The 25,862-nt window shown below is 60.6% G+C and carries 24 protein-coding genes; 14 read left to right on the top strand and 10 right to left on the bottom strand.

All coding sequences use genetic code 11. The features are described from left to right. Window positions 1-97 precede the first annotated feature (97 nt). Entirely contained in the window at window positions 98-1,015 is a 918-nt protein-coding gene (locus I9H07_RS20565; protein WP_058391269.1) for a histone deacetylase family protein, read from the bottom strand. 175 nt (window positions 1,016-1,190) lie between these two features. Between I9H07_RS20565 and I9H07_RS20560 the strand changes: the two genes are divergently transcribed. From I9H07_RS20560 to I9H07_RS20550, 3 genes are all read left to right on the top strand, one after another. Beyond that, the gene (locus I9H07_RS20560) at window positions 1,191-1,760 is read left to right on the top strand and encodes a GNAT family N-acetyltransferase (RefSeq protein ID WP_024673469.1); all 570 of its coding nucleotides are present in this window, start codon (window positions 1,191-1,193) and stop codon (window positions 1,758-1,760) included. A 139-nt stretch (window positions 1,761-1,899) separates the two neighbouring features. Beyond that, the gene (tesB, locus tag I9H07_RS20555; RefSeq protein ID WP_024646835.1) at window positions 1,900-2,769 is read left to right on the top strand and encodes an acyl-CoA thioesterase II; all 870 of its coding nucleotides are present in this window, start codon (window positions 1,900-1,902) and stop codon (window positions 2,767-2,769) included. Further along, complete coding sequence (locus I9H07_RS20550; protein ID WP_024673468.1) at window positions 2,766-3,356, top strand: HAD family hydrolase; 591 nt, start codon at window positions 2,766-2,768, stop codon at window positions 3,354-3,356. The genes tesB and I9H07_RS20550 overlap by 4 nt, the downstream gene beginning before the upstream one ends. A gap of 447 nt (window positions 3,357-3,803) precedes the next feature. Here the strand turns inward: I9H07_RS20550 and I9H07_RS20545 are convergent, their stop codons facing one another. The 5 genes from I9H07_RS20545 to I9H07_RS20525 all read right to left on the bottom strand — a co-directional run bounded on the left by I9H07_RS20545 (window position 3,804) and on the right by I9H07_RS20525 (window position 9,808). Further along, window positions 3,804-4,793, bottom strand: a complete 990-nt coding sequence (locus tag I9H07_RS20545; RefSeq protein WP_058392847.1) for a hypothetical protein — start codon at window positions 4,791-4,793, stop codon at window positions 3,804-3,806. Between the two features lie 4 nt (window positions 4,794-4,797). Continuing rightward, window positions 4,798-5,688, bottom strand: a complete 891-nt coding sequence (gene ypfJ / locus I9H07_RS20540; RefSeq protein ID WP_058824408.1) for a KPN_02809 family neutral zinc metallopeptidase — start codon at window positions 5,686-5,688, stop codon at window positions 4,798-4,800. Between the two features lie 165 nt (window positions 5,689-5,853). Next, on the bottom strand, window positions 5,854-7,140 hold the full coding sequence (locus I9H07_RS20535; protein ID WP_058392849.1) for an MFS transporter: 1,287 nt from the start codon (window positions 7,138-7,140) through the stop codon (window positions 5,854-5,856). A gap of 290 nt (window positions 7,141-7,430) precedes the next feature. Next, window positions 7,431-8,516, bottom strand: a complete 1,086-nt coding sequence (gene trmA / locus I9H07_RS20530) for a tRNA (uridine(54)-C5)-methyltransferase TrmA (RefSeq protein ID WP_024673036.1) — start codon at window positions 8,514-8,516, stop codon at window positions 7,431-7,433. Then, a complete protein-coding gene (locus tag I9H07_RS20525) occupies window positions 8,513-9,808 on the bottom strand; it encodes an NCS2 family permease (protein ID WP_024673037.1) in 1,296 nt (431 codons plus the stop codon). The genes trmA and I9H07_RS20525 overlap by 4 nt, the downstream gene beginning before the upstream one ends. Window positions 9,809-10,072: 264 nt before the next feature. Between I9H07_RS20525 and I9H07_RS20520 the strand changes: the two genes are divergently transcribed. The 6 genes from I9H07_RS20520 (at window position 10,073) to I9H07_RS20495 (ending at window position 16,983) form a co-directional block, all read left to right on the top strand. Continuing rightward, window positions 10,073-10,603: a (2Fe-2S)-binding protein gene (locus I9H07_RS20520; protein ID WP_024673038.1), complete on the top strand. Its 531-nt coding sequence runs from the start codon at window positions 10,073-10,075 to the stop codon at window positions 10,601-10,603. Beyond that, a complete protein-coding gene (locus I9H07_RS20515; RefSeq protein WP_236424141.1) occupies window positions 10,600-11,589 on the top strand; it encodes an FAD binding domain-containing protein in 990 nt (329 codons plus the stop codon). Before I9H07_RS20520 ends, I9H07_RS20515 begins: the two co-directional genes overlap by 4 nt. Next, window positions 11,586-13,787, top strand: coding sequence for a xanthine dehydrogenase family protein molybdopterin-binding subunit (locus I9H07_RS20510; protein ID WP_236424139.1), 2,202 nt, complete (start codon window positions 11,586-11,588; stop codon window positions 13,785-13,787). The genes I9H07_RS20515 and I9H07_RS20510 overlap by 4 nt, the downstream gene beginning before the upstream one ends. A 556-nt stretch (window positions 13,788-14,343) precedes the next feature. Continuing rightward, a complete protein-coding gene (locus I9H07_RS20505) occupies window positions 14,344-15,783 on the top strand; it encodes a cytochrome ubiquinol oxidase subunit I (protein ID WP_024674883.1) in 1,440 nt (479 codons plus the stop codon). 3 nt (window positions 15,784-15,786) lie between these two features. After that, window positions 15,787-16,794 (top strand): cytochrome d ubiquinol oxidase subunit II, encoded by a 1,008-nt coding sequence (gene cydB, locus I9H07_RS20500; protein ID WP_003419100.1) that lies wholly within the window; start codon window positions 15,787-15,789, stop codon window positions 16,792-16,794. 21 nt (window positions 16,795-16,815) lie between these two features. Next, a complete protein-coding gene (locus I9H07_RS20495) occupies window positions 16,816-16,983 on the top strand; it encodes a DUF2474 domain-containing protein (RefSeq protein WP_002555239.1) in 168 nt (55 codons plus the stop codon). An 87-nt stretch (window positions 16,984-17,070) separates the two neighbouring features. On the opposite strand, the gene I9H07_RS20490 is transcribed toward I9H07_RS20495, so the two are convergent. Together I9H07_RS20490 and I9H07_RS20485 are read right to left on the bottom strand one after the other, a co-directional pair. Next, window positions 17,071-18,195 carry a methyltransferase gene (locus I9H07_RS20490; protein ID WP_236424138.1) on the bottom strand — a complete coding sequence of 375 codons (1,125 nt, stop codon included), beginning with the start codon at window positions 18,193-18,195 and terminating at the stop codon, window positions 17,071-17,073. Between the two features lie 128 nt (window positions 18,196-18,323). Further along, the gene (locus tag I9H07_RS20485) at window positions 18,324-18,557 is read right to left on the bottom strand and encodes a helix-turn-helix domain-containing protein (RefSeq protein WP_024674881.1); all 234 of its coding nucleotides are present in this window, start codon (window positions 18,555-18,557) and stop codon (window positions 18,324-18,326) included. Window positions 18,558-18,909: 352 nt separating this feature from the next. On the opposite strand from I9H07_RS20485, the gene I9H07_RS20480 reads away from it, so the two are divergent. Then, on the top strand, window positions 18,910-19,686 hold the full coding sequence (locus tag I9H07_RS20480) for a ferredoxin--NADP reductase (protein ID WP_236424136.1): 777 nt from the start codon (window positions 18,910-18,912) through the stop codon (window positions 19,684-19,686). A gap of 120 nt (window positions 19,687-19,806) precedes the next feature. On the opposite strand, the gene mscL is transcribed toward I9H07_RS20480, so the two are convergent. Next, entirely contained in the window at window positions 19,807-20,253 is a 447-nt protein-coding gene (gene mscL / locus I9H07_RS20475; RefSeq protein ID WP_024674879.1) for a large-conductance mechanosensitive channel protein MscL, read from the bottom strand. Window positions 20,254-20,447: 194 nt separating this feature from the next. Here mscL and radA point away from each other — a divergent pair, with 194 nt between their 5' ends. Continuing rightward, complete coding sequence (gene radA, locus I9H07_RS20470) at window positions 20,448-21,815, top strand: DNA repair protein RadA (protein ID WP_003381736.1); 1,368 nt, start codon at window positions 20,448-20,450, stop codon at window positions 21,813-21,815. A gap of 6 nt (window positions 21,816-21,821) precedes the next feature. Here the strand turns inward: radA and I9H07_RS20465 are convergent, their stop codons facing one another. Then, window positions 21,822-22,190, bottom strand: coding sequence for a PilZ domain-containing protein (locus I9H07_RS20465; RefSeq protein WP_024674878.1), 369 nt, complete (start codon window positions 22,188-22,190; stop codon window positions 21,822-21,824). A 283-nt stretch (window positions 22,191-22,473) separates the two neighbouring features. Here I9H07_RS20465 and I9H07_RS20460 point away from each other — a divergent pair, with 283 nt between their 5' ends. The 3 genes from I9H07_RS20460 (at window position 22,474) to yjiA (ending at window position 25,847) form a co-directional block, all read left to right on the top strand. Then, window positions 22,474-24,549 (top strand): carbon starvation CstA family protein, encoded by a 2,076-nt coding sequence (locus I9H07_RS20460; RefSeq protein WP_024674877.1) that lies wholly within the window; start codon window positions 22,474-22,476, stop codon window positions 24,547-24,549. A gap of 27 nt (window positions 24,550-24,576) precedes the next feature. After that, window positions 24,577-24,774: a YbdD/YjiX family protein gene (locus I9H07_RS20455; RefSeq protein WP_024674876.1), complete on the top strand. Its 198-nt coding sequence runs from the start codon at window positions 24,577-24,579 to the stop codon at window positions 24,772-24,774. Window positions 24,775-24,869: 95 nt separating this feature from the next. Beyond that, entirely contained in the window at window positions 24,870-25,847 is a 978-nt protein-coding gene (gene yjiA / locus I9H07_RS20450; protein ID WP_236424134.1) for a GTPase, read from the top strand. Window positions 25,848-25,862: the final 15 nt, after the last annotated feature.

Here is a 25,862-nt window from a genome sequence, read left to right as displayed (position 1 = left end):
GCAGACTATCGATAGCAGAAGGGTGGGGCATTCTACCCGAGGGCTGTTTTCAGGTGTGCATCTCGGGTGTGCAACGGGGGTGAAGTGCGGCGCGCGGTTACAAACCCATGTCGTTCCATACCTTCTGCGCACTGTGATGCAGAATCCCGTGGCGCCTGGCCAGTGCCTGTCGGTCCTTGCTGTAACCGCCGCCGATCACGCCCATGACCGGGATGTCGCGGCCCAGACAATGGCGTAACACCGCCTCGTCGCGACTGGCCACGCCCTGGTCGGTCAGTTGCAGGTAGCCGAGGGCGTCGTCTTTGTGGACATCCACGCCTGCGTCATACAGCACCAGATCCGGTTTGTAGAACGGCAGCAGGTAATTGAGCAGGTCATCGACAACGTTCAGGTACTCGGCGTCGCCCATCCCCATCGGCAGCGGGATGTCCCAGTCGCTCTGGGCCTTGCGGGCCGGGAAGTTCTTTTCACAGTGCAGCGAGACGGTAATTGCATCTTCTGTATCCGCCAGAATACGCGCTGTGCCATCGCCCTGATGGACGTCACAATCGAAGATCAATATTTTATCCACACGGCCGCTCTGCAGCAGGTACTGGCTGATCACGGCCAGGTCATTGAAGATGCAGAAACCGGCCGGGTAATCGTAGTGCGCATGGTGCGTGCCGCCTGCCAGATGACAGGCCAGCCCGTGCGTCAGAGCGTATTCGGCGGTCAGCAGCGAGCCGCCCACGGCACGGACAGTGCGTCGTGCGAGTGCTTCGCTCCAGGGCAGGCCGAGACGTCGCTGATCCTCGCGTGACAGGTCGCCACTGAGGTAGCGGCTTATGTAGGACGGATCATGGGCCAGCGCCAGAATGTCCGCCGGGCATAACTCAGGGCGTATTAATTGAACGTCACGGGTCAGCCCGCTGTCGACCAAGTAGTCACGCAACAGGCGAAACTTGTCCATAGGGAACCGATGGTCCGCCGGAAACGCCGGGCTGTAGTCGTCGTGATAGATGAGCGGCAGGGGCATTGGATGTTCGTTCAAAGGTCGAAGGCCGATAGTGCCAGTTATGCGCTCGGTCGCCCAGTCATCTGGCAAACGGCTGGTGGAACTATGCTCACACTGACGGCCATATAGCCTCGTAACTATTAACTGGCCTCGTAACTTAGCCTCGTAACCATGGTCTCGTAACACGGGTGAATCGATGGAACCGATACTCAAGCTTGACAGTGCCAGACTGCTGATGCGGCAGTGGCGTGACGACGACTTGCCCGTGTTCGCCGCCATGTGCACCGATCCGCAAGTCATGCGCTATTTTCCGGCGCCTCTGAGCCGTCTTGAAAGCGCCGCCATGATCGGGCGAATACGCGGTCATTTCGCCGAGCTGGGCTTCGGGTTATGGGCGCTGGAACGCAAGGATACGGGCGAATTCATCGGTTTCACCGGGCTGCATGTGGTGGGTTTCAAGGCGCCTTTCACGCCCGCCGTTGAAATTGGCTGGCGCCTGGCGCGCGAGCACTGGGGCTTGGGCTTTGCCAGCGAGGCGGCATGGACCGCGCTGCGTTGCGGGTTCGAGCGTTTGAAGCTGGAAGAGATCGTCTCGTTCACCGCGCTGAACAACCAGCCATCGCAGAAAGTCATGCAGGCGATCGGCATGCAGCACGACGAGTCCGACAACTTCGCGCACCCCAACCTGCCGGACGGCCATCCGCTCAAACAGCATGTGCTGTACCGGATCAGCCGTGAGCAGTGGCTCAACACGCTTGAGCCCTGACTGAGCTGTAAACAGGATTAAGCCCGCCATCTTAAATTCTGTATCATTCCATTCCAAGGTGCGGGCCCCAGGCTCGCCACATATCATACCGGTCACCGCTGCCTTGCGGGTTCAGAGCCGGTGTGCGCGAGGAGTGATAATGAGTCAAGTGCTGGATGATCTGGTTGAGCTGCTGACGCTGGAAGCCATCGAAGAAAACCTGTTTCGCGGCCGTAGTCAGGATCTGGGTTTCCGCCAGCTTTTTGGTGGCCAGGTGCTGGGCCAGTCATTGTCCGCCGCCAGCCAGACCGTCGAGGACACCCGGCACGTTCACTCGCTGCACGGCTACTTTCTGCGCCCCGGCGATGCGGGTCTGCCGGTGGTCTATCAGGTTGACCGGGTGCGTGACGGCGGCAGTTTCAGCACCCGTCGTGTCACGGCGATACAGAAGGGCAAGCCGATCTTTACCTGCAGCGCTTCGTTTCAGTACGACGAAGAGGGCTTCGAGCATCAGGCTACGATGCCGCAGATTGTCGGCCCGGAGAACCTGCCGTCGGAGCTTGAGCTGCTGACCAGCCGAGCACACCTGATTCCCGAAGCGGCGCACGACAAGTTTCTGCGCCCCAAGCCGATTCAGTTCCGCCCGGTGACGGCCGAGGACCCGTATGACCCCAAGCCTGGCGAGCCGGTCAAGTATGTGTGGTTCCGCGCCGATGGCAGCTTGCCGGACATACAGGCGCTGCATCGTTACATGCTGGCCTACGCGTCTGATTTCAACCTGCTGACCACCTCGTTGCGACCCCATGGCAAGACGGTCTGGCAGCGCGATATGCAGGTGGCCAGCCTTGATCATTCACTGTGGTTCCACAATGACCTGCGCACCGATGACTGGCTGCTGTATGCCATGGACAGCCCGTGGGCAGGCAACTCCCGAGGCTTTTCGCGGGGCAGTGTCTTCAACCGCGCCGGGCAACTGGTTGCATCGGTCAGCCAGGAAGGATTGATTCGTCACCGAAAGGATTGGGCATGACACTCGACGGCATACGGCATTGGGTATTCGACATGGACGGCACCCTGACCGTGCCGGTCCACGATTTTCCGGCGATCAAGCGTGAACTGGGTATCCCGCAGGACCACGACATTCTTGGCCATTTGGCAGCGTTGCCAGAGGACGAGTCAGCGGCCAAGCACGCCTGGCTGCTGGAGCATGAGCGAGAGCTGGCGCTGGGTTCGCTGCCTGCCGAGGGTGCGGTCGAGCTGGTTCGCGAGCTGGCAGGGCGTGGTTATCGGTTGGGCATACTGACCCGCAACGCTCGCGAGCTGGCGCATATCACGTTGCAGGCAATCGGTCTGGCCGATTGTTTCGCCGTCGAGGACGTACTTGGCCGTGACGAAGCGACGCCCAAACCCGACCCGGCCGGCTTGCTGAAGCTGGCGAGCGCCTGGGAGGTCGAGCCGGAAAGAATGGTCATGATCGGCGATTACCTGCACGACCTGAGCTGCGGCCGTGCGGCGGGGGCAAAAACCATCCTGGTCAACCTGCCGGAGAACCCCTGGCCGGAACTGACCGACTGGCACGCGGTGGATTGCAGGGCGTTGCGCGGGATGTTGGGCTGATCTGAACGGCCTATCGTGCCAGTGCTCCGCAGTGGCATGAATTTCGTGACGCTCCGCGTCACACAGTTCTGCGATATCAGAGAGATTCAGGCTCGACTCGAGCCCCCTTTTCGCCCCTCGGCGACCTACTTTGATGGGGCCAAAGTAGGCAAACCCCCTCGCTCCTGTTTCCGGCCCGACTTCGTCGGGTTCCTTCGCCCTGACACTGATCCGGGGGGCGCCGCAACGGGCCATCCATGGCACGGTGCGGCTAGCCTGGCGTCCTGCCAGGCTACCCCCGGATCAGCGCCAGGACTCAGCCGTCACTCACGTCGCACTCTGCGTCGCCAGTACCATCGCGATAAAAAAGCGCTTCTATGTGCAGTCGCTAAGGGCGAGGCATGGCGTAATGCACGAGAGTCGGTTGGACTGGTGTATAACGCTGAGCGCGGGGACGATATTCATACTTTAGAACGGCTTGAATAGCACCGCCTGGCCTTCAGGTGATGTGAAGATCCCGTCGCCGTTGTGGCCGACTTTCGGCACGATCACCAGACGCTGGTTCAGCCCCTCGGGGTGGCGCTTCTGCAGGTAGTTGAAGTAGTTCTGCCCGCGAATCAGGCGATACGGGCCCTGTGCTTCGGCTGCACAGGTCTTGTCCAGCGCCGGGTGATTGCGGTCGGTGTCCAGTTCGCCCAGCAGGTAAGTGATGTCACGCTTCACGTAGTTCTTTTCGATGTCGGCCGGTTTTTCCTTGCCCGAGTAGAACGGCATCTTGTTCAGGCCGTATTTCCATTCGTCAAAGTCAGGGCAGCTTTGCGCGGTCACCGGCTCCGGCCGCTCGGCGTCGAAATAGGCATACGACGACGGGTTGGCAATCACGTAACGCAGCTTCACACCCTCGCGTAGCAGCAGCGCGTCTTCCTTGCCGCCGATCATCGCGTAGCGCTGTACCACCTGCGCACCACCGGAATGCCCGGCAATGACGATTTCTTTCAGATTGGGGAACAGCTTGCTGTCGCTCAGGCGCTTGAGGATATGGTCGAGCACCAGAAACGAGCTGACCGGCTTGGGACCGCTGGAGGTTGCGCCTTCCATCCAGCCGTTCTGACGCCAGCGCAGAATCGATTCCGGCAAATGGTGGGCGACGATGTCTTTCTCATCCAGAAACTGCGGGGCAATCAGCAGGGTCTTGCCGCGCTCTCTGGACTGATTGGCAGCACGTTCGATGCTGCGCAGGTAGGTTTGCGCGTTGCGCAGACGACCGTGCAGCACGATCACCACACGCTCGATCTTCGGTTTGGGATGCACCCACTCCTGGCTCAGCCCGAGCGTCGCCTCGGCACCATTGATCGCCAGACGATCCGGGCTGATGGAATTAACCGCTTGATCCTCGGCATGCGCCGCAAGGCTCACGAAGGCAGTGCTTAACAACAGGACCAGAAGCGGTTTAATCATGTGCTCAGAGACTCTTGGCAGCGAACGTGTCGCATTGATTTATTTGGCCTTCGGCAAAACCGGCCTTGAACCAGCGCACGCGCTGTGCAGACGTGCCATGCGTGAAGGAGTCCGGAGCGACTCGACCACTGCTTTGCTGCTGCAGGCGATCATCGCCGATAGCGTTCGCCGCGTTCAATGCTTCTTCAATATCACCCGGCTCAAGCCAGTTCAAACGATTTTGTGCGTTGTAGGCCCAAACACCGGCAAAGCAGTCGGCCTGCAACTCCTGGCGCACCAGTAAACCGTTGCTGCCTTCCATTTTTTGCCCGGCCTGACGCGCTTTGTCGACCTTGGCGGAAATGCCCAGCAGTGTCTGCACATGGTGCCCGACTTCGTGCGCAATCACGTAAGCCTGAGCGAAGTCCCCGGCGGCGGAAAAGCGCTGGGCCATTTCGCGGAAGAAGTCCATATCCAGATAGACCTGCTGGTCAGCCGGGCAATAGAACGGACCGGTCGCCGAGGTGGCGCGACCGCAGGCGGAATTCACCTGGCCGCTGAACAGCACCAGCGTCGGGTCCTTGTACTCGCGGCCGCTTTGCGCGAACACCGCGCGCCAGGTGTCTTCGGTGTCGCCCAGAATGCTGCGCACAAATTCGGCCTGCTGATCGTTGGCGGGCGGCGCTTCACGCGTCTGTGCGCTGGGCGGTGCGGTTTGCTCAGTGCTCTGTCCGGTCAACTGGCCAAGGATCTGCATCGGGTCCTGACCGGTCAGCAGGCCGATCGCGACAATGATCACGATACCGCCGATACCCAGTCCCTTGCCACCGATGCGCATGCCACCGCCACCCCCACTGCTGCCGCCATCGCGAGCATCGACTACGTTGTCGCTACGTCGGCCTTTTTTCCAGAGCATGTCGGATCCCTCTATGTTTCTTGCAATGAGTATCGCTGCTGATACAGGTCTGGCCAGTGCGGCGGTCCGCGCAGCGTTGTGCAGAATGCGACAGTATAGAGGCGTGACGGACAGTTTGGTTCTGCCGGTATTGCTCTGGTCTTGATTTCGCGCTGCCTGCGGTGATCAGGGCTGTGCGGCGGGTTGTGCCTTGAATACGTCCGGTGGGGACGCATCGGCAAAACGGTCGACCTGGCGCAGCGACTTGAAGCCTGTCATCCATGCGCCGACCACACCCAGCGTGCAGACGCCGCCGAGGATCGCGGCCGGGATTGCGCCGACCAGCGAGGCGCTGGTGCCCGCCCGGAACTCGCCCAGCTCGTTGGAAGAGCCGATGAACAGCATGTTCACCGCGTTGACCCGGCCACGCATGTTGTCCGGGGTCGAAAACTGTACCAGCGCCGAGCGAATGAACACGCTGACCATGTCTGCTGCACCCGCGACCAGCAGCGCCAGGCACGACAGCCAGAACAGTGTCGACAGGGCAAAGACCAGATTCGCCACGCCGAACAGGGCAACGGCGAGAAACATGGTCATCCCGACGTTGCGCTCCAGCGGGCGAATGCTCAGGTAAATGCCGACGCCCAGCTCACCCAGGCTCATCGACGCGCGCAACATGCCCAATCCCTGCGGTCCGAGGTGCAGCACCTCATGGGCATAGATCGGCAGCAATGCAACCACGCCGCCCAGCAATACAGCGAACAGGTCCAGAGAAATGGTGCCGAGGATGATCGGGCGCGAGCGGATAAAGGCAATGCCTGCGGTGAATCGTCCCCAGGCATTCGAGCCCAGCTCTACCGGCTTGCCGGCAAACGGCGTGGCAACCGGGGCCAGCAGCACAATCCCGGCAATGAATGCCGCGACGCACACCGAATAGGTCAGCTCTGCGCCGCCCAGCCAGTACAGATAGCCGCCGATCAACGGGCCGCCGACAGTCGAGCAGCGCATGATGACGCTGTTGGTGGCGATGGCCGAAGGCAGTTGATCACGCGGAACAATCTGCGGCAGCAGGCTTTGCAGGGCCGGGCCGGTAAAGGCGCGGGCGCAGCCATAGAGCATCAGCGCGCCGTAGATCAGCCGCAGGTCTTGCAGTTTGAGCGCGGAGAAGACCAGCAAAATGACGCCACAGACCGCCTGCACGCCCCAGCTGAGCATCAGGATCACCTTGCGGTTGTAACGGTCGATCAGATCCCCGGCGGGCATCAACAGCAGCAACATGGGAATGAACTGAGCAAGCCCCACATAGGCCAGCGCCATCGGCTCGCGGGTCATGTCATAAACCTGCCAGGCCACCACCACCGCCTGAATCTGCATGGCAAACACCGCCATGAGGCGCGACAGGATGAAACTGACGAAACCAGGCTGGCTGGACAGCTTGACCGGGGCAGAAGAAGCGGAAGACTCGGAGCTCAAGACGGGATCCCATCGAAACGGCTAAATCGGGTTTCGGTTTATACCTCAGCGTATCGATAGGAAGCTAATAAATAAACTGACAGTTTCGACGGGCCGGGATTTGCGTGGGTGTTGGGGACGATGATTATCATCCCCACGCTCCGCGTGGTAATGCAGTTCTGGACGCTCTGCGTCCAACCTTGAGAACGCAGTGCGGCGTAGATCTGTGACGCGGAGCGTCACGGGATGCATGCCAACGCGGAGCGTCGGCACGATAATCAACAATGGCCCACGATTCAGGAAAGCGAGTTTCAACGCCTGACCAGCAGCACACCCGACTCCATGTGGTGGGTGTACGGAAACTGGTCGAACAGGGCGCAGCGCTCGACCCGGTGGGTGTCGTGCAACTGGGCGATGTTGGCGGCCAGGGTTTCCGGGTTGCAGGAAATGTACAGAATCCGCTCGAAACGACGGGTCAGCTCGCAGGTGTCCGGGTCCATCCCTGCGCGAGGCGGGTCGACGAAGACGCTGCCGAAATCGTAGCTCTTCAGGTCCACGCCCTGCAGGCGGCGGAACGGGCGCACTTCGTTCAGCGCTTCGGTCAGCTCTTCGGCCGACAGGCGCACCAGCGTGACGTTATCCACGCCGTTGTCATCCAGATTGCTCAGCGCGGCATTGACCGACGTCTTGCTGATTTCAGTCGCCAGCACTTTGCGCACGCGGGTCGCCAGCGGCAGGGTGAAGTTGCCGTTGCCGCAATACAGCTCCAGCAGATCGTCTTGCCGCTCGCCCAGTGCGTCGTAAGCCCAGTTGAGCATCTTGCCGTTGACCGTGCCGTTGGGCTGGGTAAAGGCGCCTTCGGGCTGGCGATAGCTGAACGTGCGGCCAGCGACGTCAAGCTTCTCGGTCACGTAATCATCGCCGATCACCCGTTTCTGGCCTTTGGAACGACCGATCAGGCTCACGCCCAGCTCTTTCGCCAGCACCTCTGCTTCAGCCTGCCATTCATCGTCCAGCGGGCGGTGATAGCACATCGTGATCATCGCATCGCCTGCCAGCGTGGTCAGGAAGTCCACTTGAAACAGCTTGTGGTTCAGCGTCGGGCTGGCTTCCCAGCGCTCGCGTAGCACCGGCATCAGTGCGTTGATACGCTCGCTGGCAATCGGCAGGCCTTCCAGCAGGATCGGTGTTCTGTTGTCGCCCGGCGCGAACATCGCGTAATAACGCTTCTGGTCTTCACGCCACAGACGAAACTCGGCGCGCAGCCGATAATGCTCGCGAGGTGAGTCGAATACGTGCGGCTCGGGCGCATCGAACGGTGCCAGCAGCTCGCGCAGGCGAACGGTTTTTTCTTCGAGCTGACGGTCGTAGCTCGCAGGGTCGAAGGGAACACTCATGCGTTGAACCAGCCCAGCTTGATCACGAACAGGATCGACAGGATCACCAGCGCCGAATTCAGCTCGCGCCAGCGTCCCGACAGCAGTTTGATCACTGTCCAGGAAATGAAGCCAAAGGCAATGCCGTTGGCGATGGAATAGGTGAACGGCATCGCCAGCGCGGTGATCACCACCGGTGCGGCCACGGTAATGTCGTCCCAGTCGATTTCAGCCATGCCGGAAGCCATCAGCACGGCCACGAACAGCAGCGCCGGTGCGGTGGCGAAAGCGGGCACGCTGCTCGCCAGCGGGGCGAAAAACAGCGCCAGCAGGAACAGCACCGCCACCACCACGGCCGTCAGACCGGTACGGCCACCGGCACTTACGCCTGCAGCTGACTCGATGTAGCTGGTGGTGGTCGAAGTGCCCAGCAGCGAGCCGGCCATCGCCGCGGTACTGTCCGCGATCAGCGCGCGGCCCATTTTCGGCATGTGTCCGTCCTTGCCCATCAGCCCGGCGCGCTTGGCTACGCCGATCAGGGTGCCGGAGTTGTCGAAGATATCGACGAACAGAAACGCGAAGATGATGCTGACCAGCCCGACGTCCAGCGCGCCCATGATGTCCAGTTGCATGAAGGTCGGTGCCAGCGAAGGTGGCATCGAGACTACGCCGCCAAACGGTGTGAAGCCCAGCCCGATGGACACCAGGGTGACCGCCAGAATGCCGATCAGCACTGCGCCGCGGACTTTGAGGTGGTCGAGCGCAACGATCAGAAAGAAACCCAGGGTGGCGAGCACCGGAGCAGGCTGCTTGAGGTCGCCCATGCCGATCATGGTGGCCGGGTTGCTGACCACGATGCCCGCGTTATGCAAGGCGATCAGCGCCAGAAACAGGCCGATACCGGCGGCAATCGCCGAGCGCAGCGGCAGGGGAATGCTGTTGATGATCCATTCGCGAATCTTGAAGATCGACAGAATGAAGAACATCACTGCTGAAATGAACACCGCACCCAGCGCTACCTGCCAACTGTGGCCCATGTGCAGCACCACGGTGTAGGTAAAGAAGGCGTTCAGGCCCATGCCCGGTGCCAGGGCAATCGGGTAGTTGGCGATCAGGCCCATCACGGTCGAACCAATGGCTGCCGCCAGACAGGTGGCGACGAACACGGCACCCTTGTCCATGCCGGTCTCGCCGAGGATGCTCGGGTTGACGAACAGGATGTAGGCCATCGCCAGGAAAGTCGTGACGCCCGCAAGAATCTCGGTCCGCACGTTGGTGTTGTGTGCCTTGAGTTGAAACAGCCTTTCCAGCATGTCTGGCTCTCCGTGACGCTGGGCGCGTCGTGAATGATCGACTCCAACAGCAAAGCACAGACTGCATGGCAGCCCGGTGGATTTTTGCGGGTCGGAAAAAGCCGCGCATCATACCAGCAGCGTGCCGGGATGGCTGCCTGTGGATCACGCCCTTTCGATGATCAGCACGCTCATCCATAAAGCCTGAACGTTGCAAACCTCGCGAAGTCCCACCCCTTAAGACGCATAAAAGTGCGCCAAGCGACCGCCTACCGTGAGGTTTCCATGAGTGCAACGACCCCGAACCCCCGGGATTTCGCGACCCACGCGATTTCCTTGACCCTGAATGGGCAGCTCCGTCAACTCGACGTGCTGCCCTGGACCACCCTGCTTGACCTGCTGCGAGATCAGCTTGATCTGGTTGGCACCAAGAAAGGCTGTGACCACGGCCAGTGCGGCGCGTGTACCGTGTTGCGTGATGGTACGCGCATCAACGCCTGCCTGACGCTGGCGATCATGTGTGACGGCGCCGAGCTGACCACCATCGAAGGCCTGGCCGACGGTGAGCAACTGCACCCGATGCAGCAAGCCTTCATCAAGCACGACGCGTTTCAGTGCGGCTATTGCACCCCCGGGCAGATCTGCTCGGCAGTAGGGCTTGCCAACGAAGGCCGCGCCAGCACGCGTGCCGAGATTCAGGAACTGATGAGCGGCAACCTGTGCCGCTGCGGCGCCTACAGCAACATCCTCGCCGCCGTCGAAGAAGCGCTGCCGCAATTTCACAATGCAGCGCCGAAGCCGGAGGTGAACGCATGAATCCGTTTACCTACAGCAAGCCTACCGAGGTCAGCGCCGCCGTCAACCTGAGCGGACCGGCCACGCGCTTTATTGCGGGCGGCACCAACCTGCTGGACCTGATGAAGGAAAACGTTGCCACGCCCGAGCACCTGATCGATATCACCGGCCTGCCGTTGCGTGAAGTCAGCGAGACCGCTACGGGCGGGCTGATGATCGGTGCGCTGGTCAGCAATGCCGACCTGGCGTATCACCCGTTGATCGAACAGAGTTACCCGTTGCTGAGTCAGGCCGTTCTGGCCGGTGCTTCGCCGCAACTGCGCAACATGGCCAGTACCGGCGGCAACCTGTTGCAGCGCACGCGTTGCTACTACTTCTACGACACCGGCGTGCCGTGCAACAAGCGCGAGCCGGGCACTGGCTGCCCGGCGCGTGAAGGCCTGAACCGTATTCACGCGATTCTCGGTGCCAGTGATGACTGTGTAGCGACGCACCCGTCGGACATGTGCGTGGCGCTGGCTGCGCTTGAGGCCGTTGTGCACGTTGAAGGGCGCGCCGGCAAGCGGACCATCGAGTTCGCAGACTTCCACCGCCTGCCCGGCGATGCGCCGCAGCGCGACAATCAGTTGGCCGATGACGAACTGATCACGGCCGTCGAACTGCCAGCCGCACGCTTCGCCAGCAACAGCGCTTATCTGAAAATTCGTGATCGTCAGTCTTATGCGTTTGCCCTGGTGTCGGTCGCTGCTGCGCTCGACCTGGACAATGGCGTGGTACGTGATGTGCGCCTGGCCCTGGGGGGCGTTGCGCACAAGCCGTGGCGTGACAAGGCGGTCGAGAGCCTGCTGATCGGCAAGCCCGTGACCCGCGAGAACTTCGCCGCCGTGGCCGACGCCATGCTGGAAGACGCGCAGCCACTTGCGCACAACGGTTTCAAAGTCAGACTGGCCCGCCGAGCGATCATTCGCGCCCTGAGCGATGCCGCAACAGGAGGGAGCGCCCAATGAACCAGCCATTTTCGCCAATGGGCAAGCCTGTAGACCGCGTTGACGGCCGACTGAAAGTGACCGGGGGCGCGCGTTACGCCGGTGAGTACCCTGAAGAGGGTCTGCTGTACGGCAGCGTGGTCTCCAGCACTATCGCCAGCGGTCGCGTTGCCAGCATCGATATCAGCGAGACCATGAAGGTGCCGGGTGTCGTCGCCGTCATCGACCACACCAATCGTCCTTCGCTGGCCAGCTACGACGAGAACTATGAAGACGCCGATTCGGCCGACGGCTCGCCGTTTCGCCCTTTTTATAACGATAAAGTGCTGTACAGCGGTCAACCGCTCGCGCTGGTGGTGGCCGACACGCTGGAGCTGGCGCGGCATGCGGGCTCGCTGGTGCGTATCGAATACGAACAGCAGGATCACCAGACGGATCTGCAGGCCATGCTCGACACGGCCTACGATGCGCCTGCCGAACTGCCGCCGCCGCGCGGCAACTTCGAGGGCGAGCTGGCCAGTTCTGCGCTGAGCGTCGATGTGACCTACAGCACGCCCAGCGAATACCACAACCCGATGGAGCCGCACGCATCGACCGTCCTGTATCAGGCCGACGGCAGCTTGCAGATTCATGACAAGACCCAGGGCACGCAGAACTGTCAGGACTACCTGCACAAGGTGTTCGGGCTGGAAAAGGACAAGATCCGCGTACTGGCCGCGTTCGTCGGCGGTGCCTTCGGTTCAGGCCTGCGTCCGCAGTATCAGCTGCCGCTGGCAGTGATGGCGGCCTTGCACCTGAAACGTTCAGTGCGCCTGACCCTGACACGGCAACAGATGTTCACCTTCGGCTATCGCCCGCGCACTATTCAGCGCTTGCGCCTTGGCGCTGCTGCCAACGGTCGTCTGTTGGCGGTAGGCCATGATGCCATCGGCCAGACCTCGCGTTTCGAAGACTTCAGCGAGCACGTCGTGGAGTGGAGCGGCATGCTCTATCAGTGCGACAACGTGCAACTCACTTACAAACTGGTGCCACTCGACGTGTTCACGCCGCTGGACATGCGTGCGCCGGGCGCAGCCTTGGGCATGATCGGCCTGGAATGCGCCATGGACGAACTGGCCTGCGCGCTGGCCATCGACCCGGTACGTCTGCGCCTGACCAACTACGCCGAGCGCAACGGCAACGAAGACAAACCGTATTCCAGCAAGGAGTTGCGCGAATGCTACAGCCAGGGCGCCGAGCGTTTTGGCTGGGAGCGCCGCAACCCCGAACCGCGCAGCATGCGTCAAGGTCGCCAACTGGTCGGCTGGGGCATGGCGGGCGGTGTCTGGGAAGCGATGCAAATGAAAGCCAGCGCCAAGGCGCGCCTTGCCGCGGATGGCACGCTGGTGGTCAGCAGCGCCACGACCGATATTGGCACCGGCACTTATACCGTGATGACGCAGATCGCTGCCGAATCTTCGGGTATCGATGTCGAGAATGTCACCTTCCTGCTGGGCGACTCTTCGTTGCCGACTGCACCGTTGCAGGGTGGATCGTTCACCGTGTCCTCAGTCGGTACAGCGGTGCAACAGGCGTGTCAGGCCTTGCAGCGTCAGGTACTGGAAGTGGCGAAAGGGCTGCATCCACAGTTTGCCTCGGCCACGCCGGATGAGGTTCGCTTTGAATCGGGCAAGCTGTACCTGGGCGATCAGGTGCTGTCGATGGCGGAACTGGCGGCCTCTCAGGCCAGCGGCGTGATTGAAGTGCAGGTCGATGCCGAACCGGACAAGAAGCGTGAAGCCTATGCTGCCGCGACGCACTCGGCGGTGTTCGTCGAAGTGCTGGTCGACGAGGACCTGGGCACCGTCAAGGTCAGCCGCGTGGTCAGTGCCGTGGCGGCAGGCCGGGTGGTCAATCCGAAGATGGCGCGCAGTCAGATTCTCGGCGGTGTGGTCTGGGGCATGGGCATGGCGTTGCACGAAGAAGCCATGCTCGATCATGACCTGGGTCGCCCGATGAACCACAGCCTGGCTGAATATCACATTCCGGTGAATGCGGATATCGGTGACATCGACGTGCTGTTTGTCGAAGAGCATGACGAAATCGTCAACGCGCTGGGTTCCAAAGGGGTGGGCGAGATCGGTATCGTGGGTGTACCGGCAGCGATCGCCAACGCGATCTACCACGCGACCGGGAAGCGCATACGCGAGTTTCCGATCACGCTGGATAAACTGTTGTAACAACGACGCGGCTCGCGTTCCGCAAGGCGTTCCCTCGCTGAGCGCAAATCTGACTGCTTATCATGCCAATGCTCGCGTTGGCATGCAGTTAATGACGCTCTGCGTCACACGTCTTCATTCTGGCGAGACAGCGTGCGTAAACCAGGTTCAGGCTTTAAGGGTGCCTGCCTCTTGTACAGCCTGAATCAGGCGTCGACGCTGCAATGTGTGACGCGGAGCGTCACGAACTGCATTCCCACGCGGAGCGTGAGGAACGAGAGGTGTCCTGAGTGCTTCGCGTTGGCGCGCAGCTCCGAACGCTCCGCATCTGCACTCGCTCGGCAGGTGAGACAACCCGCCACGCGACAATAGACCACACGGCTTAACGGGCCGAACAGGACTACTCTTTCATTGTCGGTTGATCCAGGTCATTGCTTTAATGCAATGACTGATCAGTAGACCAGCGTTTTCGCCACCGGAACGCTGCATAAAAAGAAACACCAGCACTCATTACCGTGGGGGCAATCGCTGTTGGCCTGTTGCCGGCAGCAGGTTTCATCTGAGAGAGGAACATTCTATGTTCGGTTTAGAGGCTATCGATCTCGCCCGAATTCAGTTCGCATTCACTATTTCGTTTCACATCCTGTTTCCTGCCATCACCATCGGTCTGGCAAGTTACCTGGCTGTACTCGAAGGCCTGTGGCTGAAGACCCGCGACGACGTCTACCGTGACCTGTACCACTTCTGGTCCAAGATATTTGCCGTCAACTTCGGCATGGGCGTAGTGTCCGGGCTGGTCATGGCCTATCAATTCGGCACCAACTGGAGCCGCTTCTCTGATTTTGCCGGTGCAGTAACCGGCCCGCTGCTGACCTACGAGGTCTTGACCGCGTTCTTCCTTGAAGCCGGTTTCCTCGGTGTGATGCTGTTCGGCTGGAACCGCGTCGGCCGCAAGCTGCACTTTTTCTCCACGGTCATGGTTGCCATCGGCACGCTGATTTCCACGTTCTGGATTCTGTCCTCCAACAGCTGGATGCAGACCCCGCAAGGTTTCGAAATCATCGACGGCCGGGTTATTCCGACCGACTGGTTCGCAGTGATTTTCAACCCGTCGTTCCCGTATCGCCTGACGCACATGGCTATCGCCGCGTTCGTCGCGACGGCCTTCTTCGTCGGCTCGTCGGCGGCCTGGCACTTGTTGCGTGGTCGCGACACTCCGGCCGTGCGCAAGATGCTCTCGATGGCCATGTGGATGGCCCTGCTGGTCGCGCCCGTTCAGGCCGTGGTGGGTGACTTCCATGGTCTGAACACGCTTGAGCATCAGCCAGCGAAAATCGCCGCCATCGAAGGTCACTGGGAAAATGTCGGTGACGAGCCGACCCCGCTGATTCTGTTCGGCATCCCCGACATGAAGGAAGAACGGACCAAGTACGCGGTGGAAATTCCGTACCTGGGCAGCCTGATCCTGACTCACAGCCTCGACAAGCAGGTGCCTGCGCTTAAGGAGTTCAAGCCTGAAGACCGGCCGAATTCGCTGATCGTATTCTGGTCGTTCCGGGTCATGGTCGCCCTCGGCATGCTGATGATCTTCACCGGTTTGTGGAGCCTCTGGCTGCGCAAGCGCGGCACGCTGTATAACTCGCGGCCGTTCCTGTATCTGGCGCTGTGGATGGGACCTTCGGGCCTGATCGCGATTCTCGCGGGCTGGTTCACCACTGAAATCGGCCGTCAGCCGTGGGTTGTGTACGGCCTGATGCGTACCGCGGATGCTTCGTCCGGGCACAGTGTGGCGCAGATGAGCATCACCCTGGTGTTGTTCGTGGTCGTCTACTTCGTGCTCTTCGGCACAGGCCTGGGCTACATGATGCGTCTGGTTCGCAAAGGGCCGAAAGCCTACGTCGAACATGTGCCTCACGGTGGTCCCGGCCAGCAACGCACACCGGCCCGTCCGCTCTCCGCCGCTGTTGAAGGCGAAGAAGATGGCGACAATCTTGACCGTCACGGCAAGGGGATTTAAGCCATGGGTATCGATCTTCCGCTGATCTGGGCCATCATCATCGTCTTCGGCATCATGATGTATGTGGTGATGGACGGCTTCGATCTGGGCATCGGGATTCTCTTCCCGTTCATGAAAGACAGTTCCGACCGCGACGTGATGATGAACACCGTCGCGCCGGTCTGGGACGGCAACGAAACCTGGCTGGTGCTGGGTGGCGCGGCGCTGTTCGGCGCGTTCCCGCTGGCCTATTCGGTGGTCTTGTCGGCGCTGTACCTGCCACTGATGTTCATGCTCATGGGCCTGATCTTTCGTGGCGTAGCGTTCGAGTTCCGCTTCAAGGCGACCGAGCTGAAGCGTCACTGGTGGGACAAGGCGTTCATTGGCGGCTCGCTGGCTGCGACCTTCTTTCAGGGCGTGGCACTGGGCGCCTACATTGAAGGCATACCGGTGGTCGATCGCCAGTTTGCCGGTGGCTCGCTGGACTGGCTCTCGCCATTTCCGATGTTCTGCGGGCTGGCCTTGATCGTCGCCTATGCGCTGCTGGGCTGCACCTGGCTGATCATGAAAACCGAAGGCTCGCTGCAGAAGGCGATGCATGATCTGGCACGTCCGCTGGCCCTGGCAGTACTTGCGGTCATGGGTGTGGTCAGCCTGTGGACGCCGCTGGCCCACGCGGATATCGCGCATCGCTGGTTCAGCATGCCGAACCTGTTCTGGTTCATGCCGGTACCGATTCTGGTGCTGGTGACCATGTACGGTCTGTTCAAGGCAGTTGCCCGCAATGCCCACTACACGCCGTTTCTGCTGACCCTGTTGCTGATCTTTCTGGGTTACAGCGGTCTGGGCATCAGCCTGTGGCCAAACATCATCCCGCCTTCGGTATCGATCTGGGCAGCCGCCGCGCCGCCGCAGAGCCAGGGCTTCATGCTGGTGGGCACGCTGTTCATCATTCCGTTCATCCTGGGCTACACCTTCTGGAGCTACTACGTGTTCCGCGGCAAGGTGACGGCTGCAGACGGTTATCACTAGTCCTGACCGAGGAGAATGACGATGTCTGGTAAAAATTCCATGCACGATCCTGATCCGGCGCTGAGCAAGCCGCTCTGGCAACGACTGGCCTGGCTGGTCGGAATCTGGGCGGGCAGCGTATTCGCACTGTTCATCGTGGCCAGCCTGATGCGCATGTTCATGAGCGCAGCGGGTCTGACGACTCACTGATACTGAATTCCCGTTCGTGTCCTCCGGACACGTTTTGTGACCCCCTTGCCACTCGCGTGGCAAGGGGGTCTTTTTTTGCTCAGTGGGTTACTTGCGGGCTTTCAGAATCACGAATTTCGGCGTGGCGGCGACTTGTTCAACGCCGCGGAACAGGCGCGACAGTTTGGTGTGATACCCCAGATGACGATTGCCGACGATGTACAACGCACCGCCGGTGACCAACGCGGCCCGCGCCTGGAGAAACATCCGCCAGGCAAGGAAGTCGCCGACCACCTGCTGCTGGTGGAAAGGCGGGTTGCACAGCACCACGTCCAGCGAGTCAGGCTCCTGACCCTCCAGCCCGTCTGCCGCGCGCATCACCACGTCGCGCTCACCGAAGGCTGTTCGCCAGTTCTCGGCCGCCGACTGCACGGCCATGAACGATTCGTCCACCAGTGTGTAATGAGCCTGTGGATTGTCCAGAGCACTGGCGATCGCCAGCACGCCGTTGCCGCAACCCAGGTCGGCCACTCGCGCTGTGCCGAGGTTTTTGGGCAGGAACGGCAGGAATGCCCGGGTGCCGATATCCAGCCCCTCACGGCAGAACACGTTAGCGTGATTGACCAGTTCGATGGCCGGTTCATCAAGCGTGTAGCGAGTCGGATAGGGCGAAGATCGAAGCGCTTTGGCCTGCGGCGTCACGAACAGCAAACGTGCCTTTTTCACGGCCAGCGAAGCCTGCACCGGCCCTACGTATTCTTCCAGCAAGTCACCGGCCGAGCGCGGCAGGTGCTTGACCATGGCAGCCGCCACCACGCGAGCGTGGGGTGCCAGCTGGCCTTGCAGGCGGATCAGTTGTTCTTCCAGCAGCGCCAGCGTCTTGGGTACCCGAATCAGCACCCAGTCAAAGGGGCCGTTCAATGGCTCGCTGGCCGGGATCAGCGGTACGGCGTCATAGCCCATGCCATTGCGCGCAAGATTTTTTTCCAGCCCTTGCGCCGCCAGAAACGAGTCACTGCTGCTGACCACCGAGGCGTGGCGGGCCAGACTGGCCGCCAGCGCGCCGAAGCTGTCGTTGAGCACCAGTACCCGGCTTTGCAGGCTCAGACCGACCTCTGCGATGTGGCTGAGCAGGTACTCGTCCGCGGCGTCGAATGCCTGGAGCGGCTCATCCTGTTGCTCGGGTTGGCGAATGAGATCAAGTTCAGCGAAGGGACTGATGAGCAGGGGCATTGGCGGGAGAACTCTGTGCAATCAAAGGTATGTCAACGAGCCCGATAACGGCCGGGCTCGCTAAAGCAGGTGATTTTACGTCGTTTTCGCTTCGATATCTGCATGATTGCGGTCTGACTACGGCTTTATCAGAACATCCCCCTCAATGCTGCCTGAACGGCTGCGGCAGTCTTGTTGCAGACGCCCATTTTTTGAATGGCGCTGGCAATGTGGAAGTGAATGGTGCGCTCCTTGATGCAAAGAATGATTGCGATGTCGCCAGCCGTTTTACCTTCAGCGGACCATTTGAGTACTTCTATCTCTCTCTGTGTCAGGTTTCTTGCTGGTGACGGTTGTACAAATTTGATGTCAATTGCGTTCATTTAGCATCCGTCCCCTGAACAGCGGTACCCCGCTGTATGTTTCCAAGTCTAGGAAACAAATGCCGCCCATTCAGGCCCCGCCCGATTGGCCTGACGGATGGTGATAGCACTTTTCTTACTGAAAGGCGTGCCAAGGCTGAAAGCCGCGAGGTAGAGCGATTGGTGCAATGGGGTGTATTGGCATTCGGCGGGTGGTGCACGCATCAAGAACCAAATGCTCTAACTGAGGACGGCGTTTTTTTCATGCCGGTCGCGAATCGCCTCAAGTCAACACAAACAGCCGGTGTTTATCGAGCCCGCTTTGCGGGACACTGGCGGTCTGCTTTTCATGTTCAGGAGCCCGAGGCGAATCATGACCGTCAGCGAAGACAAGTTCACACGGCAGACGCTGCAACGCGTCACGCCGTTGACCCCCAATCTGTTTACCCTGCGAGCCACGCGTGATCCCGGTTTTCGATTTCGTGCAGGGCAGTTCGCCAGGCTCGGTGTGACCAAAGCTGATGGCACCACCGTGTGGCGTGCCTATTCGATGGTGTCCTCGCCCCACGACGAGTTTCTCGAATTCTTTTCCATCGTGGTGCCAGGCGGTGAATTCACCAGCGAGTTGAGCCGCCTGCGCGAGGGCGACAGCCTGATGGTCGAGAAGCAGGCATTTGGTTACCTGACGCTGGACCGTTTTGTTGATGGCCGTGACCTCTGGCTGTTGTCCACAGGCACAGGCGTCGCGCCGTTTCTGTCGATCCTTCAGGATTTCGAGGTTTGGGAGAAATTCGAGCGGGTGATTCTGGTGTACAGCGTTCGTGAATCCTGCGAGCTGGCTTACCAGCCGCTGATCAATGAACTGATGCAGCGGGATTATCTGGCCGAGTACGCGCACAAGTTTATGTTCGTGCCGACAGTCACCCGCGAGCAGCACCCTGGTGCACTGAATGGCCGCATCACGCAGTTGATCGAAAACGGGGAGCTGGAACGGGCTGCCGGCATTGCCCTGACCCCGGAGTATTCGCGGGTCATGCTGTGCGGCAACCCGCAGATGATCGACGACACCCGCGCACTGCTCAAGCAGCGTGACATGCGCCTGAGCCTGTCCCGCAAGCCGGGGCAGGTGGCGGTGGAGACGTATTGGTAGCCGCTGTTATTCAAGCTGACTATCGTGCCAATGCGCCGAGCGTTCAAAGTCGGACGCCGAGCGTCCGGAACTGCGTTCCCACGCGGAGCGCGGGAACGATGGGCATCTGCGCATACTCGATCAAAGCGGACGGGCAGGGTCCACGGTGATGGGTTCTGCCGGCTTGTTCTGTTCCTTGAGCAGATCACGAATCTCGCTCAGCAGCACTTCCTGTTTGGAAGGCGTTGGCGGCAGGGTAGGGGCCTTGGCCTCTTCGCGTTTCAGTCGGTTGATGGCCTTGACGCCCATGAAGATGGCGAATGCGACAATGATGAAGTCGAGGACGGTCTGGATGAACTTGCCGTAAGCCAGCAGCACTGCCGGTGCCGTGCCTTGTGCCGGACGCAGCGTGACGGCCAGGTCACTGAAGTCCACGCCGCCGATCAACAAGCCCAGCGGAGGCATGATGACATCGCCGACGAACGACGAAACGATCTTGCCGAACGCTGCGCCAATGATGATACCGACGGCCATATCGACCACGTTACCTTTGACCGCGAAGGCCTTGAACTCGCTAAGTACGCTCATGCGTCATTCCTTGTTACAGATAAAATTGATTCATTGGAGTGTAGCCCGGCCGCGCCTTTGCCGCCCGGTCTACGTTCAATCGACCGGAGACGTCTGCGTAAGTTTTATCCGGTTTTCAAAAGCTGTGGCTCGCTGAGCGGGTAGCAGGTACTGCACCTGCGTTATCATGGTCGTTTTTCGAGACTGGGGTTGTCATGGCCAAGGCCAAACGCTTGTACGGCTGCACCGAGTGCGGCGCGACATTTCCCAAGTGGGCGGGCCAGTGCGCCGATTGCGGCGCCTGGAACACACTGGTCGAAACCATGATTGAAAGCGGTGCCGCCGCGCCGCCCAGCGGACGCACTGGCTGGACCGGCTCACAGGCGCAAATCAGGACCCTGGCGGAAGTCAGCGTCGAAGAAATCCCGCGGTTCTCCACCAATTCCGCCGAACTGGACCGGGTGCTCGGCGGCGGTCTGGTGGACGGCTCGGTGGTGCTGATCGGCGGTGATCCTGGCATCGGCAAGTCGACCATCCTGCTGCAGACGCTGTGCAATATCGCCCAGCGCATGCCGGCTCTGTATGTCACGGGTGAGGAGTCCCAGCAGCAAGTCGCCATGCGCGCCCGTCGTCTTGGGCTGCCGCAGGACAAACTGCGGGTCATGACCGAAACCTGCATCGAGACCATCATCGCCACGGCCAAGGTCGAGAAGCCCAAGGTAATGGTGATCGACTCGATCCAGACCATCTTCACCGAACAGTTGCAGTCGGCACCGGGCGGCGTGTCGCAGGTTCGTGAAAGCGCCGCGCTGCTAGTGCGCTACGCGAAACAGAGCGGCACGGCGATCTTCCTGGTGGGCCATGTCACCAAGGAAGGCGCACTGGCCGGTCCACGCGTGCTGGAGCACATGGTCGACACCGTGCTGTATTTCGAAGGTGAGTCGGATGGGCGCCTGCGTCTGTTGCGGGCGGTGAAGAACCGCTTCGGCGCGGTTAACGAGCTAGGCGTGTTCGGCATGACCGACAAAGGCCTCAAGGAAGTCTCCAACCCGTCGGCGATTTTCCTGACCCGTGCGCAGGAAGAAGTGCCGGGCAGTGTGGTCATGGCCACTTGGGAAGGTACGCGCCCCATGCTGGTGGAAGTTCAGGCGCTGGTGGATGACAGCCACATGTCCAACCCGCGCCGGGTGACGCTGGGCCTGGATCAGAACCGTCTGGCGATGCTCCTGGCAGTGCTGCACCGGCATGGTGGCATTCCGACCCACGATCAGGACGTGTTTCTCAACGTGGTCGGTGGGGTGAAGGTGCTGGAAACCGCCTCGGATCTGGCGTTGATGGCTGCGGTCATGTCCAGCCTGCGCAATCGTCCGTTGCCGCATGATTTGCTGGTGTTCGGCGAAGTGGGCCTGTCTGGCGAAGTCAGGCCGGTGCCGAGCGGTCAGGAGCGCCTGAAAGAGGCCGCCAAGCATGGCTTCAAGCGGGCCATCGTGCCGAAAGGCAATGCGCCGAAGGAAGCGCCTCCCGGCTTGCAGATCATTGCTGTCACGCGCCTGGAGCAGGCACTCGACGCGCTGTTTGAATAATCGCGCCTAGAGTTCTATGAGCGCCGCCAGCTCACGATCCAGCTCTGCCTGATCGCCGAGGTTCAGCTCGACCAGCCGCTTCAGGTGGCTGATCGAGTCGAGGTCGATGTGCCGACAGACGAATCCGAGTTGCCGATTGTTATCGTGGGTGATTGCAACGTCCATCTTCACGTGCGTCTCGTTGCTGAGCACGATATCGACATCGAATGGCTGGTCCGGATCGCCGGTCCACGGCTCGGGCCGTTCAATCAGCATGCCCTTCAATGACAGATCGATCAGTGTCACTTTCCAGCTGTGATCGCCTTGCTTGAGTTGGGTCTTGGCGTCGAAGGCAATGCGTTTGAAACGACGTCGATCTTCGTGTGAGTCGGTCATCGAGTAAGCTCTCTTGTTAACCGCTACCAGCGTCAGCGGACAGGTTGTTTTCTGATCATTGTTGATGTTCATGCACGATAGACCTGAAAGGTCTTACAGAACAGTTCCGCATGTGCGTTTTGTGATCCGGCAACCCTTTATGGGTGCTATTGCAGCCCTCTATGCCGGGTATCTGCCGCACTTGATCAAATTTCGACCTAGACCATGGTTGGGGGTGGTCTTTCGCCGAAGCGGCGCTAAACTCTCGCTGCTTGCCTTCTAGTCAACTCTGCTGGAATAAAAAATGAAAAATAATAATAGTCTGATGCGCCATGTTCCGTGGCTCATCGTTGCAATTGTCGGAGCATGTGCTCTCGGGGTCGTGGCCTTGCGTCGCGGAGAGGCGATCAACGCCTTGTGGATAGTGGTCGCTGCGGTGGCTATCTATCTGGTTGCTTATCGTTACTACAGTCTTTTCATCGCCACGCACGTCATGCAGCTCGATCCGCAGCGCGCGACACCGGCGGTGGTCAACAATGATGGTCTGGACTACGTGCCGACCAACAAACACATCCTGTTCGGTCACCACTTTGCGGCCATTGCAGGCGCCGGTCCGCTGGTCGGTCCGGTGCTCGCCGCGCAGATGGGCTATCTGCCCGGTACGCTGTGGCTGATCGCCGGTGTGGTGCTGGCCGGTGCGGTGCAGGATTTCATGATCCTGTTCCTGTCCACGCGCCGCGACGGTCGCTCGTTGGGCGACATGGTTCGCGAGGAAATGGGCCGCATTCCCGGCACCATCGCCTTGTTCGGCTGTTTCCTGATCATGATCATCATCCTCGCGGTGCTGGCGCTGATTGTGGTCAAGGCTCTGGCCGAAAGCCCATGGGGCATGTTCACGGTCATGGCGACGATCCCGATTGCGATGTTCATGGGCATTTACATGCGCTACATCCGCCCCGGCCGCATTGGTGAAATCTCCATCGTCGGCGTCATTCTGTTGTTGGGTTCGATCTGGGTAGGCGGCGCGGTTGCCGCCGATCCGACCTGGGGGCCGATGTTCACCTTCACTGGCATCCAGATCACCTGGATGCTGGTGGGCTACGGCTTTGTGGCGGCAATGCTGCCGGTCTGGCTGCTGCTTGCGCCGCGTGACTACCTGTCGACCTTCCTGAAAATCGGCACCATTCTGGCCCTGGCGATCGGCATTCTGGTTCTGGCCCCCGAGCTGAAAATGCCGGCCCTGACCCAGTTCACCAACGGCACTGGCCCGGTCTGGAAAGGCGCACTGTTCCCGTTCCTGTTCATCACCATCGCGTGCGGTGCGGTATCGGGGTTCCATGCGCTGATCTCTTCGGGCACCACGCCCAAGCTGCTGGATAACGAAAAGAACGCCCGTTACATCGGTTACGGCGGCATGCTGATGGAATCGTTCGTGGCCATCATGGCGATGGTTGCCGCTTCGGTGATCGAGCCGGGCGTGTACTTCGCCATGAACAGCCCGGCCGCCGTGGTCGGCAGTGACGTGGTGACGGTCGCGCAGACGGTTTCCAGCTGGGGTTTTGCCATTACGCCTGATCAACTGACAGCGGTGGCCAAGGACATCGGCGAAAACACCATTCTGGCCCGTGCCGGTGGTGCGCCGACCCTGGCGGTTGGTATTGCACAGATCCTCCACCAGGCGCTGCCCGGTGAGAACACCATGGCGTTCTGGTACCACTTCGCGATTCTGTTCGAAGCGCTGTTTATCCTGACCGCAGTCGATGCCGGTACGCGTGCCGGCCGCTTCATGCTTCAGGACTTGCTGGGCAGCTTCGTTCCAGCCCTGAAACGCACCGAGTCCTGGACCGCCAACGCCATCGGCACCGGTGGTTGCGTGGCGCTGTGGGGTTATCTGCTGTACCAGGGCGTGATCGACCCGCTGGGCGGCATCAATACCCTGTGGCCGTTGTTCGGCATCTCCAACCAGATGCTCGCCGGCATCGCCCTGATGCTGGCCAGCGTTGTGCTGATCAAGATGAAGCGTCAGCGCTACGTGTGGGTGACCATGCTGCCCGCCGTCTGGCTGTTGATCTGCACCGTGACAGCGGGCCTGATCAAGCTGTTCGACGCCAACCCTGCGGTCGGCTTCCTGGCCCTGGCCAAGAAATACAGCGCGGCGGCGGATGCCGGTCAGATTCTGGCCCCGGCCAAGACCATGGACCAGATGCAGCATGTGATCTTCAACGCCTACACCAATGCCGGGTTGACCGTGCTGTTCCTGTTCGTGGTGTTCAGCATCCTGTTCTACTCCATCAAGGTCGGCCGTGCCGCCTGGAGCACCCAGGAGCGTACCGACAAGGAAGCGCCGTTCCAGGCCATGCCGCCCGCGTCGCAGGTGTGATGATGCTGACCCACAGAGGATTTGCCCATGTTCAATGACCTGAGTCGCCTCGGCAAATACCTCGGTCAGGCCGCGCGCCTGATGGTGGGCATGCCCGACTACGATACCTACGTCGAGCACATGCAGAAGACGCACCCGGACAAGCCGATGATGACCTACGAGCAGTTCTTTCGGGAGCGGCAAGAGGCGCGTTACGGCGGCAAGGGCGGGCCGAAGTGCTGTTGATCCGCTAATCTGCGTTATTGTTTGACCCGACGCGCCACAGGCCATCACCTGCGGCGCGTTTTCATTCCAGCTGAATGCATCACGCCAGGAGCCTTATGACTGAGTTGCAACCCATCCCCGTGACCGTGCTGACCGGTTTTCTGGGCGCAGGCAAAACCACCTTGTTGCGTCACCTGCTCAAGGCCGAGCACGGCCTGAAAATCGCCGTGATCGAAAACGAATTCAGCGACGCCGGTATCGACAGCCAGTTGCTCGGCACTGATCCGGTGCAAATCATGACCCTGTCCAACGGCTGCGTGTGCTGCACCATCCACACCGACCTGACCAAGGCGCTGTATCTGCTGCTGGAGCGTCTCGACAGTGGCGAAATCGCTTTCGACCGACTGGTGATCGAATGCACCGGTCTGGCTGATCCGGCGCCTGTCGCCCAGACGTTCTTCATTGATGAAGAACTGCGCGAGCGCTATATCCTCGACGGCATCATCACCCTGGTCGATGCGGCCCACGCCGACACCCACCTGACGCAGACCATCGCCCAGGCGCAGATCGGCTTTGCCGACCGGTTACTGGTCAGCAAACGTGATCTGGTCGACGATGCAGCCTTCGACGCCCTCAGCGCACGCCTGACCCGCATCAACCGCCGCGCCCCGATCCGCATCGTCGAGCACGGCAAAATCGACCTCGCCGAACTGCTCGACGTGCGCGGTTTCAACCTCAATGCCGACCTCGGCGGTGGCATGACCCTGCGCCCGCTGGCCCCGCCCGAAAAGTCCAGCGACCGTATCACCAGCCTGGTGCTGCGCAGCGATAAACCGCTGAACCTGGACCGCCTCAGCGAGTTCATGAACGACCTGCTTGAAGAACACGGCAAACAATTGCTGCGCTATAAAGGCGTGCTCAACATCGAGGACGAACCGCGCAAGATGGTGTTTCAAGGCGTGCTCAAACTGTATGGCTTCGATTGGGATGCAGACTGGGCTGCAGGTGAACCGCGCGAGAGCGTGATTGTGTTTATTGCCGATGAGTTGCCGGAGGAGAAAATTCGGGCGGGGTTTGAGAAGGTCTGTGCCTGAGCCTCTCCATTAGGG

Source organism: Pseudomonas syringae (assembly GCF_023278085.1).
GTDB lineage: Bacteria > Pseudomonadota > Gammaproteobacteria > Pseudomonadales > Pseudomonadaceae > Aquipseudomonas > Aquipseudomonas syringae_Q.
This window is presented reverse-complemented; position numbering and strand designations above follow the sequence as displayed.